Below are 11,872 nucleotides of genomic sequence, written 5' to 3' on the forward strand. Positions count from 1 at the left end.
GTGGCCGCGGCCCTCACCCCAGCCCTCTCCCGCAGGAGAGGGGGCAGTTCGGCGGCGGTCGTGAAAGCGTTATTCGCCCCAGACGTCTTTGAGGACGTTCACCCAGTTCTCACCCATGATCTTGCGCACCACACGTTCGGAATGACCGCGCTTGAGCAGGGTTTCGGTTAGGTTGGGGAATTCGCCGACGGTGCGGATGCCCAGCGGGTTGATGATCTTGCCGAAGCTGGTCAGGCGGCGGGCGTAGCCCTTGTCGTGGGTCAGGTATTCGAAGAAATCCTGGCCGTGACCCTGAGTGAAATCGGTGCCGATGCCGATGGCGTCTTCGCCAACGATGTTCATGGTGTATTCGATGGCTTCGGCGTAATCGTCGATGGTCGAATCGATGCCCTTGGCGAGGAACGGCGCGAACATGGTCACGCCGACAAAACCGCCGTGGTCGGCGATGAACTTCAGTTCTGCGTCGGATTTGTTGCGCGGGTGCTCTTTGAGACCCGACGGCAGGCAGTGCGAATAGCAGACCGGTTTTTTCGATTCGAGGATGACCTCTTCGGAAGTCTTGGAACCGACGTGGGACAGGTCGCACATGACGCCGACGCGGTTCATCTCGGCGACGATCTCGCGACCGAAACCCGACAGGCCGCCGTCGCGTTCGTAGCAACCGGTGCCGACCAGATTCTGGGTGTTGTAGCACATCTGCACGATGCCCACGCCGAGCTGCTTGAACACCTCGACATAGCCGATCTGGTCTTCGAAAGCGTGGGCATTCTGGAAGCCGAAGAGGATGCCGGTCTTGCCCTGTTCCTTGGCGCGACGGATGTCGGCGGTGGTGCGCACCGGCATCACCAGGTCGCTGTTTTCACGGATCAGTTTCTGGCTGGCAGCGATGTTGTTCACGGTCGCCTGAAAGCCTTCCCACACCGACACAGTGCAGTTGGCTGCCGTCAGACCGCCCTTGCGCATGTCTTCGAACAGCTCGCGGTTCCATTTGGCAATGATCAGACCGTCGATAACGATGCTGTCGGCGTGTAATTCGGCTGGGCTCATCAGGCGTCCCCTTATTGGCGATTCGTGCGCCGAATCGTCTGCCGGCGCTTTGGGGCCAGCATATGCCTCGGTGCCGGGGCGACCGGGTGCAAAAACGACAGGGGAATTGCCGAAAGCGTCAATCCGCGACAAAGGGTCGTCAGCCGCCCTCCTCGGCCGGCTGTTCAAGCCCGCGCGCTTGCGCCAGAATCTGCCGCAGCCTGCACCTACCCACGGATTAGAGCGACCCCAATGAAATCGATCTTCCTCGCCCTGGCACTGATTGCGACCGGCGCCCACGCCGCCGAAGAATCCGAGAACAACCCGTGCGACGCGGTGGAAAACGACATCCAGACCCTGGAATGCTCCGCCTACAGCCGCACCACCGCCGAAGACCTGCTCAAGGACAACTACGCCAGCCTCAACGAACGCATGCAGGCCGCGTACGGCAAGAACCCGACGCAACTGGCCGACATCACCGCCAAACTGAAAACCGCCCAGCAGCAATGGCTGAAAACCCGCGATGCCGATTGCGCGGTGGAAGCCTTCCCGGCGACGGCGGGGAGCAAGGCGTTCACGATTGCGCAGAATGATTGCATGGCGCGGATGAGTGATGAACGGTCGGAGTTTTTGGAGTCGATTGGGCAGGAATAGATGCTAAAAGATCAAATCTGACAATTTATGGAATGAGTGAGCCCAAGGAGAAGTTTCTGTGTCTAGAAAAAATCGTGCAAAACAGGGAGGGAACTTGAATGCCCTACTACAAAAATATTTACAAAAACAACAAAAAGAGCAGCTAGTCAAATCACTTCCTCCGGAAGCGATCGAGTCTTTAAGCCAAACAATGGCGTGCATGACATTTGCCTCTGAAATCGAAATCAACGAACAAAAAAACGACCCACTCTATAAAAACACCTTAAAACTCTTAAGAAAATCAAAAAAAGAAAAACTTATCGATCCAGAGCTAACCATTTTATTCAATGAAAGACGAGCTTTCGCTAAAAACCACCTCCATCTAAAAAGAGGACATCTAGCAAAACAAATCCTTTCAGACCAATATGAAAATTTCAAAAAAATAAAAAAAACCAGACCCGAAGTAGCATTAAAACTCCTAACATCCAAACTCGCCACAACAACAATACATTTACGAGAAATGTATGAAAGAGTAACGTCCGAGATCGAAATTTTTGAATTCCACCCCATGCAAATCAAATTAAATGAATCATTGCTTGTTGCGGAGGTTAAAGATCACGATATACTCACAAACGCGGCCTTTCTCATACTGAATCCAAAAAATCAATTTTTATCTGCACTATGCACCGAGAAAGAGTCTGAAGAACTTCCATTTTGGTATATAAATCAAGAGCCGATAAATGTCGCAAAAACACTAATATTCCTTCATAGGAAAGGGGTGTCGTTAGAAAGCTATTTCACTGAGAAATACGCACATCCATCCGGGTTTGAGCGCATAGTTGAACAGCTCGACAACCCCTATCTAAATATGCCCACCACACATTTACTTTGCAGTAGAAAAAACATCATCAGAGAAATTCTAGATTGCCATGCAAAAAAAATGTACAGCTCTTCAGTCTGCACTAGCCTTGTTCTCATTGAGGGGCTGATATGGGACTTTTCAAAAGAAATGCATTTGCGCCATGGCGAAATTTACACAGATGAAAATTTTAGTATTTTGAAACTCAAGTCAGGAAAAACTCAAGCCGACCCAACAATAGGACTGTTGCTGCAGCAATCGAAACTCGGAGAGCTATTTGATAAAAAATTCGTCACATACTTCTGCAATGAACTCTATTCTGAACGAAACCCTATTTTACACGGAAGAGACTTATCCAATTTCACGGAGAAAAACTCTAGTAAAAAAATCGCTACCATAGAATATTTGCTCAATTTAATCATGAAAAAATATGAATTCGAAACAGATAAAAAAATAGACCAGACCCTTTCTGAAGAAACCAAGGCAGAAATAAAAAAACTGCTAAAAAAGAATTTTGAAAAATTAAATCTACAAGACCGCTCACCAAGTTAACCACGACAAGCACTGAGCCCTTACCACTTTAAAATTTAGCCTCAAGGAGCTCTGATGAACATTTGCGGCATTGAAATCAAAGGCAGCGAAGCGATCATCGCCGTGGCTGCGCTCGACGGTTCGACGTTGAGCCACATCCCTCTCGCCACGAAAAAGATCGCTCTCGATGATGATGACGAGGCGGCGAACGTGCGGCGGTTCGCGGCGCAGGTGGCGTCGTTCGTGCGCGAGAACTCGGTGGACCGGATTGCGATCAAGAAGCGCAGCAAGAAGGGTGAGTTTGCCGGTGGGCCGACGACGTTCAAGATTGAGGGGGTGTTTCAGCTGCTCGATGGTTGTGAGGTGACGCTGTTGTCGCCGCAGACGATCAATGCACAGGCCAAGAAGCACAATTTCGAGCTGCCGGGGACGTTGAACAAGTATCAGCATGAGGCTTACAAGGCGGCGTGCTCGGCGTTGGTGAAGAAATAATGTCGATCGAATTGTAGGAGTGAGCCTGCTCGCGATAGCGGTGGGTCAGTCCCACACATGTGAGCCGATAGACCGCTATCGCGAGCAGGCTCACTCCTACAGGGGTTTTGTGTGCATCACTCAGGCCTGCGCGGTACGCCGATCCTCGCGCGGGCAACGGGCAAATCTGGCGCGATAGCTGCGGGTGAAGTACGACGGTGATTCAAACCCGCAGGCAATGCTGACCTCAAGCACGCTCATGTCGGTCTGACGCAACAGCTGCCGGGCCTTTTCCAACCTCAACCGCAGATAGAAATTGCTCGGCGTGTCGTTCAGGTGCAGGCGAAACAAGCGCTCCAGCTGCCGTCGCGTCACCTTGATCGACTCCGCCAGTTGCAGCGTGCTCAGCGGCGGTTCGCTGTGCTGCTCCATTTCGCCGATCACCTGCACCAGTTTCTTGTTGCTGATGCCGTAGCGTGTGGCGACTTCCATGCGCTGGTGGTCTTTGCGCGGGCGGATGCGCCCGAGCACAAACTGCTCGCTGACCTGAATCGCCAGTTGCGGGCCGTGGGCCTGGGCGATCAGATCGAGCATCAGATCAATCGACGCCGTGCCACCCGCCGAAGTGATCCGCCGCCGGTCGATCTCGAACAGCTCCTGGGTAACGCTGAGCTGTGGATAAGATTCCTTGAACGCATCGATCGCTTCCCAGTGCAGGGTCAGGCGATGGCCATTGAGCAGGCCTGCTTCGGCGAGGACGAAGCTGCCGGTGTCGATCGCGCCGAGGGTCACGCCGTCCTTGTCCAGCCTGCGCAACCAGTGCTCCAGCATCGGCGTGATGAATTTCAGTGGTTCGAAGCCGGCCACCACCAGTAACGTCGCACCTTTTTTCAGCGGCTCCAGCGCCGCATCGGCGTTGACCGACATGCCGTTGCTCGCCAGTACCGCGCCGCCATCGGCGCTGAGCACATGCCAGCGGTACAGCTCGCCACGAAAGCGGTTGGCCACCCGCAGCGGTTCGATCGCGGAGATAAAGCCGATGGCAGAGAACCCCGGCATCAGCAAAAAGTAGAAATCCTGGGACATGGGCGCACTCGGTTGGCGGACGCGTGGCTCGTTGATACGCCGATTGGCGGCGGCGTTCAAGCGTGCAGGTCGCTACAGTGCAAATGCCAGTCGCCGCAGTGCGCTTTCACGGGCGTATAGCTGCGTAACTTGGCATCACCGGCGCGCAGATGCCGGGAACCACAATAATCGAACTGCCGAGGAACCCGACATGAAACGACTGATCAGCAGCTGCGTTCTTGCACTCAGCGGTACCGCTTTCTTCAGCACCGGCGTGATGGCGGCCGAACTGGCCTCCTGCAAGAACGTACGCATGGGTGTGGTCAACTGGACTGACGTGATCGCCACCAGTGCCATGACCCAGGTCCTGCTCGACGGCCTCGGCTACAGCACCAAACAGACCAGCGCCTCGCAGCAGATCATCTTCGCCGGGATTCGCGATCAGCGCCTGGACCTGTTCCTTGGCTACTGGAACCCGCTGATGACCCAGACCATCACGCCGTTCGTCGAGGCCAATCAGGTGAAAGTGCTCGAAGCACCGAGCCTGAAAGATGCCCGCGCCACTCTCGCCGTGCCGACCTATCTGGCTGACAAGGGCCTGAAAACCTTCGCCGACATCGCCAAATTCGAGAAGGAATTGGGCGGCAAGATCTACGGCATCGAGCCAGGGTCGGGCGCCAACACGCAGATCAAAGCGATGATCGCCAAGAACCAGTTTGGTCTGGGCAAATTCCAGCTCGTCGAATCGAGCGAGGCCGGCATGCTCGCCGCCGTCGATCGCGCCGTGCGCCGCAAGGAAGCCGTGGTGTTCTTCGGCTGGGCGCCGCACCCGATGAACGTCAACATTCAGATGACCTATCTGACCGGTAGCGAAGATGCCCTTGGCCCGAACGAAGGCATGGCTACGGTGTGGACTGTCACTTCACCGAAATACGCCGAGCAGTGCCCGAACATCGGCCGCCTGCTGACCAACCTGACCTTCACCGCCGAAGCCGAGAGCCGAATGATGCAGCCGCTGCTCGATCACAAGGATGCCTTCGAGTCGGCCAAGCAATGGCTCAAGGATCACCCCGAAGACAAGCAGCGCTGGCTCGAAGGTGTGACGACTTTCGATGGCAAACCGGCCGCTGAAAATCTGCAACTGACCAGCAAATAACCTTGCGCTCAAAAGCCCCCTCACCCTGGCCCTCTCCCAAGGGATAGGGAATTTAACGACGCTTCGCAGCCCCGCCACGGGCTGCGGACAGACCCATCACGCCTGAAGGAAACGCACCATGAACCACGACGTCATCATCACCTGCGCACTCACCGGTGCTGGCGACACGACCGCCAAGAGCCCGCATGTGCCGGTCACCCCGAAACAGATCGCCGCTGCGGCAGTGGAAGCGGCCAAGGCTGGCGCCACCGTGGTGCACTGCCATGTGCGCGATCCGCAGACCGGCAAGTTCAGCCGTGACGTGGCGCTGTATCGCGAAGTGATGGAGCGCATCCGCGAGGCCGACGTCGACATCATCGTCAACCTCACCGCCGGGATGGGCGGAGACCTGGAAATCGGCGCTGGCGAGCACCCGATGGAGTTCGGCCCGAACACCGATCTGGTCGGCCCGCTGACCCGTCTCGCCCACGTTGAAGAGCTGCTTCCGGAAATCTGCACCCTCGATTGCGGCACGCTGAATTTCGGCGACGGCGACACCATTTACGTCTCCACGCCGGCACAACTGCGCGCCGGCGCCAAGCGCATCACCGAACTGGGGGTGAAAGCCGAGCTGGAGATTTTCGACACCGGGCATCTGTGGTTCGCCAAGCAGATGATCAAGGAAGGCTTGCTCGACAACCCGCTGTTCCAGCTGTGCCTGGGCATCCCGTGGGGCGCGCCGGCCGATACCACCACCATGAAAGCCATGGTCGACAACCTGCCCGCCGATGCGGTGTGGGCCGGATTCGGCATTGGCCGCATGCAGATGCCGATGGCGGCGCAAGCGGTGCTGCTCGGCGGCAACGTGCGGGTCGGACTGGAAGACAACCTGTGGCTGGACAAAGGCGTGCTGGCGACCAATGGCCAATTGGTTGAGCGCGCCACGGAGATCCTCAGCCGCCTCGGTGCCCGCGTGCTCACGCCGGCGGAAGGTCGCAAGAAAATGGGCCTGACCCAGCGCGGCTGATCCCATCACCCATTCCACCTGTAGGAGCTGCCGAAGGCTGCGATCTTTTGCCTTTGATTTTTAGAAGCAAGATCAAAAGATCGCAGCCTTCGGCAGCTCCTACGGGGTCCTCGACTATCAGGGAATACCTATGCGCTTTATCACCGAAATCAAAACCTTCGCCGCCCTCGGCAGCGGTGTCATCGGCAGTGGCTGGGTCGCCCGCGCCCTCGCTCATGGCCTCGACGTGGTGGCCTGGGATCCGGCGCCCGGCGCCGAAGCGGCGTTGCGCCAGCGCGTGGCCAATGCCTGGGGCGCGCTGGAGAAGAACGGCCTGGCGCCGGGCGCTTCGCAGGATCGCCTGCGCTTTGTCGCCACCATCGAGGAATGCGTGCGCGACGCCGATTTCATTCAGGAGAGCGCCCCCGAGCGGCTGGAACTGAAACTCGATCTGCACAGCAAAATCAGCGCCGCCGCCAAGCCCGACGCCTTGATTGGCTCGAGCACTTCAGGCCTGTTGCCCAGCGAGTTCTACGAGAGTTCGACGCACCCTGAACGCTGCGTGGTCGGGCATCCGTTCAACCCGGTCTATCTGTTACCGCTGGTGGAAGTGGTCGGCGGCAAGCACACCGCGCCTGAGGCGGTTCGAGCGGCGATGCAAGTCTACGAATCTCTTGGCATGCGTCCGTTGCATGTGCGCAAGGAAGTGCCGGGGTTCATCGCCGATCGCTTGCTTGAAGCGCTGTGGCGCGAGGCGCTGCACCTGGTCAATGACGGTGTGGCGACGACCGGCGAGATCGACGATGCGATTCGTTTTGGCGCCGGCCTGCGTTGGTCATTCATGGGTACATTCCTGACTTACACCCTGGCCGGCGGCGATGCCGGCATGCGCCACTTCATGTCGCAATTCGGCCCGGCGTTGCAATTGCCGTGGACGTATCTGCCAGCGCCGGAGCTGACCGACAAGCTGATCGATGATGTGGTCGATGGCACCAGTGAACAGTTAGGCCGCCACAGCATCTCGGCGCTGGAGCGCTACCGTGATGACTGCCTGCTGGCGGTGCTTGAGGCGGTGAAGACCACCAAAGAGAAGCATGGGATGAGTTTCAGCGAGTGATGGGGTTGGCATGACATCGCTGCCCTCACCCTAGCCCTCTCCCAGAGGGAGAGGGGACTGACCGAGGTGTTTTTGCAAGCTACGCCGACTTGCACCTCTGAGTCGAACTCTGGACTTGAAAAGCTCGAAAATCGGCTCCCTTTCCCCCTCGCCCCCTTGGGGGAGAGGGCTGGGGTGAGGGGGTTGCTCTTGATCTTCACCCATCAACTGCGGGAATCGAAACCATGCCCCACCTCACCACCTACCAAACCACCATCATCACTGACTGGGTCGACTACAACGGCCACCTGCGCGATGCCTTCTACCTGCTGATCTTCAGCTACGCCACCGACGCGCTGATGGATCGCCTGGGCATGGACAGCAACAACCGCGAAGTCAGCGGCCATTCGCTGTTCACCCTCGAGCTGCACCTCAATTACCTGCACGAAGTGAAGCTCGATACCGAGGTCGAAGTGCGCACGCAAATCATCGGCCACGACAGCAAGCGTCTGCACCTCTACCACAGCCTGCACACAATCGGCGAGGAACAGGAACTGGCCGGCAATGAACAGATGCTCCTGCACGTCGACCTCGCCGGCCCGCGCTCGGCGCCGTTCAGCCCCGACACGCTGCATCGCCTGCAAGCGATCGTCGCTGAGCAGACCGACCTGCCCGCTCCCGCTTACATCGGCCGCGTGATCGCGCTGCCACCTGCCCGGTAAATCCCTCCATCGTCAAGGAGCCGCCATGAACACCGCCGTCGCTGTTGCCGATTTTCGTACTTATCCGTTGATCAGCGCGCTGCGTGGCGTGCAGGGTCTGGCGGATCGCGTTGTCATCGAATGGGCTGACGGTCGTGTCAGCCCGTTTCACCACGTATGGCTGCGCGACAATTGCCCGTGTGATCGCTGCGTCTATAGCGTCACCCGCGAGCAGGTCTTCGAGAGCGTCGATGCCGCCGAGGATCTGCAACCACTGGCCACGCGCATCGACACCGACGGCTGCCTGCGCATCGACTGGCAGGATGGTCACCTCAGCCGCTTCGATCCGGGCTGGTTGCGCGCTCACGCCTATGACGACGAGTCCCGCGCCGAACGCCTGGCCGGCAAACCGCAGAGCCGTTTGTGGCATAGCGATCTGCAGTTGCCGGTGTTCGACTACACCGCACTGATGAACGACAACGCTGCGCTGCTGCAATGGTTGCTCGCCGTGCGTGACATCGGCCTGACTCAAGTGCGCGGCGTGCCCACCGAGCCGGGCTCGCTGAAGCTCATTGCGCAGCGGATTTCCTTCATCCGCGAAAGCAACTTCGGCGTGCTGTTCAATGTGCAGTCCAAAGCCGACGCCGACAGCAACGCCTACACCGCCTTCAACCTGCCATTGCACACGGATTTGCCGACTCGCGAGCTGCAACCGGGGCTGCAATTTCTGCATTGCCTGGTGAACGATGCCGAAGGTGGCGAAAGCATTTTCGTCGATGGTTTCGCGATCGCCGACGCCTTGCGTCGAGAGGATCCGCAGCTGTTTCAGGCCCTGTGTGAAATCCCCGTAGAGTTTCGCAACAAGGACCGCCACAGCGACTATCGCTGCCTGGCGCCAATCATTGCTGTGGATGCGTTGGGGCGTGTGGCGGAAATTCGCATGGCGAACTTTTTGCGCGGCGCGTTCGAGACGTCGGTGGCGCAGATGCCATTGCTGTATCGAGCCTATCGACGTTTTATCGCGATGACCCGCGAGCCGCGGTTTCGGCTGGTGCAGCGCCTCAATCCGGGAGAGTTGTGGTGCTTTGACAACCGCCGCACGCTGCATGCGCGCAATGCCTTTGACCCAGCCACCGGGGCGCGACATTTTCAGGGCTGCTATGTCGACCGGGATGAGTTGTTGTCGCGGATTCTGGTGTTACAGAGGTAGATCTGTGGGAGCTGGCTTGCCAGCGATGGCGTCAGCTCGATCACCCCCCCGTGATTCACGGCAAAAAAAACTCCGATCAAGCCGTGACCGGATCGGAGCTGAGGAGGGTACTGTTGAGGAGCTGCCAGGCGAGGGTGACCAAACCTTCGTGAAGCGAGCTGGAGCCAGTGTGCCTACTCGCCAATCCACTCGGTTAGCCGAAAACGACCTGTTCATAGTCGTCCCGGCCACCGCGACAAAACGCCCTTGCCGCGCCCGGTCGGGGCCACCAGAATCGAGCCAAGACCTCCGTTGCCACAGAAGGATTTGCGTAATGATGTACGCCGATTTGATTGACCAGGAAGATCTGTTGGGCCAGCTCAAGGCCTTGGGTATTCAGGTGCCGAGCGGTACCACCGCCGAGCAGGCCTGTGAGTGCGCAGTACGAGGACTGGATAATGTTCGCGCATTTGAACTGCGCAAGATGGTCAAGGACATGTACACCAGCGGCGCCAGCATCCAGCCGGCGGTGCGTCAGGCGATCGACAAGCAGTTGTTACCAGCCCTTTCGGATTACCAGCAGTCCCACAGCGCCTGAGAACCCCCTTCGCGAGCAGGCTCGCTCCCACCCTGGAATGCATCCGACTGTGGGAGCGAGCCTGCTCGCGAAGAACGATGACTCGGTCTACAGCCTTACGCTGGCAAACGTCGATTCATTGCGCGCCTGACTCAGCGCCGACATCGGCCCCGACAGCGGCGACATCACGATCGCCTGCGGCAGCGGCAGCATGGCCACTTGCTGGGTGGTGTTGGAGCCGACGCGCTCGTCACGCGGCGGAATGCCGAAGTACTCGCGGTAGCACTTGGAGAAGTGCGGCGTGGAGACGAAACCACACACCGATGCCACTTCGATGATCGACATCGGCGTCTGCTTGAGCAGTTGCCGGGCGCGGATCAACCGCAGCTTCAGGTAATAGCGCGACGGCGAGCAGTGCAGGTATTTCTGGAATAACCGCTCCAGCTGTCGACGCGACACCGCGACATACACCGCCAGCTCATCAAGATCGATCGGCTCTTCCAGATTGGCTTCCATCAGCGCGACGATTTCCTGCAGCTTCGGCTGATTGGTGCCGAGCATGTGCTTGAGCGGCACACGCTGGTGATCCTGTTCGTTGCGGATACGCTCGTAGACGAACATTTCCGAAATCGCTGCGGACAGTTCGCGACCGTGATCGCGGCTGATCAGGTGCAGCATCATGTCCAGCGGCGCAGTGCCGCCGGAGCTGGTGAAGCGGTTACGGTCGAGGGTGAACAGGCGTGTGCTCATGGCCACGCGCGGGAAAGCTTCCTGCATCGCCGCCAGGCATTCCCAGTGCACGCTGCAATCGAAGCCGTCGAGCAGACCGGCGCAGGCCAGCGCCCAACTGCCAGTGCACACCGCGCCAAGACGCTTGGACTGACGCGCCTGGCTTTGCAGCCAGGACACGTGCTCACGGGTCACGGTGCGTTGAATGCCGATGCCGCCGCAGACAATCACGGTGTCCAGTGGCGGGGCTTTGTGCATGGAGGCGTCGGGGGTGATCTGCAGACCGTCACTGGCCCAGACCTGGCCGCCATCGACAGTGAGGGTGCTCCAGCGATACAGCTCACGACCGGACAATTGGTTGGCCATGCGCAGTGGCTCAACGGCGGACGCCAGGGAAATCAGCGTGAAATTGTCCAGCAGCAGAAAGCCGATGGATTGAGGCGCACGGTTCTGGGGTTGGGCCCCGGAGTTGAACGACGTCATCGCGGTATCTCCTCACACAAAGCGGGTGGTGGCCTCAGGCGGAGGCTCTTGTTATTGCCGGCATTCTCACGAGGGAAGCAGGCTTTGTTATGACAGAGCAATTGCCATGCCTGAAATTGGATGGCCATTCAATAACTCCTGAAAACGACCTCGCGACGCGTCTATACGAGACGTCGGATCACGGCATTTCGAAGTGCCATCAAGCGCCTTGACCGCCCTGCCGCGCAGCCTGTGAGCAGATCGGTAGCACTTGTGGGAACTGGCCTGCAAAGGATTTGCACAGAGTGTCACCGCAAGCACGGGCGACAGACGGTCAGGTAACGACTGATAAGTCACAGCTGATAAAGACGCTTGTCTGATTGCGACGCGCC

General features: G+C 58.3%; 12 protein-coding genes. 9 read left to right on the forward strand and 3 right to left on the reverse strand.

What is annotated here, in order from left to right; all coding sequences use genetic code 11:
* Positions 1-69 precede the first annotated feature (69 nt).
* Complete coding sequence (locus BLU71_RS19735; RefSeq protein WP_007962626.1) at positions 70-1,047, reverse strand: dipeptidase; 978 nt, start codon at positions 1,045-1,047, stop codon at positions 70-72.
* Positions 1,048-1,278: 231 nt separating this feature from the next.
* On the opposite strand from BLU71_RS19735, the gene BLU71_RS19740 reads away from it, so the two are divergent.
* The 3 genes from BLU71_RS19740 to BLU71_RS19750 are packed head-to-tail and all read left to right on the forward strand — an operon-like array spanning position 1,279 to position 3,541.
* Positions 1,279-1,680 carry a lysozyme inhibitor LprI family protein gene (locus BLU71_RS19740; RefSeq protein WP_065616509.1) on the forward strand — a complete coding sequence of 134 codons (402 nt, stop codon included), beginning with the start codon at positions 1,279-1,281 and terminating at the stop codon, positions 1,678-1,680.
* A gap of 58 nt (positions 1,681-1,738) precedes the next feature.
* Positions 1,739-3,070 (forward strand): hypothetical protein, encoded by a 1,332-nt coding sequence (locus BLU71_RS19745; protein WP_083353728.1) that lies wholly within the window; start codon positions 1,739-1,741, stop codon positions 3,068-3,070.
* A gap of 54 nt (positions 3,071-3,124) precedes the next feature.
* Entirely contained in the window at positions 3,125-3,541 is a 417-nt protein-coding gene (locus tag BLU71_RS19750; RefSeq protein WP_042606629.1) for a DUF3010 family protein, read from the forward strand.
* A 120-nt stretch (positions 3,542-3,661) separates the two neighbouring features.
* On the opposite strand, the gene BLU71_RS19755 is transcribed toward BLU71_RS19750, so the two are convergent.
* Positions 3,662-4,606 (reverse strand): GlxA family transcriptional regulator, encoded by a 945-nt coding sequence (locus BLU71_RS19755; RefSeq protein ID WP_083353729.1) that lies wholly within the window; start codon positions 4,604-4,606, stop codon positions 3,662-3,664.
* A gap of 190 nt (positions 4,607-4,796) precedes the next feature.
* Between BLU71_RS19755 and BLU71_RS19760 the strand changes: the two genes are divergently transcribed.
* The 6 genes from BLU71_RS19760 (at position 4,797) to BLU71_RS19790 (ending at position 10,310) form a co-directional block, all read left to right on the forward strand.
* Positions 4,797-5,741, forward strand: coding sequence for a choline ABC transporter substrate-binding protein (locus tag BLU71_RS19760; RefSeq protein ID WP_083353730.1), 945 nt, complete (start codon positions 4,797-4,799; stop codon positions 5,739-5,741).
* 118 nt (positions 5,742-5,859) lie between these two features.
* Positions 5,860-6,747 (forward strand): 3-keto-5-aminohexanoate cleavage protein, encoded by an 888-nt coding sequence (locus BLU71_RS19765; RefSeq protein ID WP_007962632.1) that lies wholly within the window; start codon positions 5,860-5,862, stop codon positions 6,745-6,747.
* A gap of 130 nt (positions 6,748-6,877) precedes the next feature.
* Positions 6,878-7,843 (forward strand): L-carnitine dehydrogenase, encoded by a 966-nt coding sequence (locus tag BLU71_RS19770; RefSeq protein WP_083353731.1) that lies wholly within the window; start codon positions 6,878-6,880, stop codon positions 7,841-7,843.
* A 224-nt stretch (positions 7,844-8,067) separates the two neighbouring features.
* Positions 8,068-8,544: a thioesterase family protein gene (locus BLU71_RS19775; RefSeq protein WP_083353732.1), complete on the forward strand. Its 477-nt coding sequence runs from the start codon at positions 8,068-8,070 to the stop codon at positions 8,542-8,544.
* Positions 8,545-8,569: 25 nt separating this feature from the next.
* Positions 8,570-9,733, forward strand: a complete 1,164-nt coding sequence (locus tag BLU71_RS19780) for a gamma-butyrobetaine dioxygenase (RefSeq protein WP_065616505.1) — start codon at positions 8,570-8,572, stop codon at positions 9,731-9,733.
* Positions 9,734-10,046: 313 nt separating this feature from the next.
* A complete protein-coding gene (locus BLU71_RS19790; protein ID WP_016772808.1) occupies positions 10,047-10,310 on the forward strand; it encodes a hypothetical protein in 264 nt (87 codons plus the stop codon).
* Between the two features lie 87 nt (positions 10,311-10,397).
* On the opposite strand, the gene BLU71_RS19795 is transcribed toward BLU71_RS19790, so the two are convergent.
* Positions 10,398-11,501, reverse strand: coding sequence for a GlxA family transcriptional regulator (locus tag BLU71_RS19795; protein ID WP_007949927.1), 1,104 nt, complete (start codon positions 11,499-11,501; stop codon positions 10,398-10,400).
* Between the last annotated feature and the right edge of the window lie 371 nt (positions 11,502-11,872).

This window comes from Pseudomonas moraviensis (assembly GCF_900105805.1).
Taxonomy (GTDB): domain Bacteria; phylum Pseudomonadota; class Gammaproteobacteria; order Pseudomonadales; family Pseudomonadaceae; genus Aquipseudomonas; species Aquipseudomonas moraviensis_A.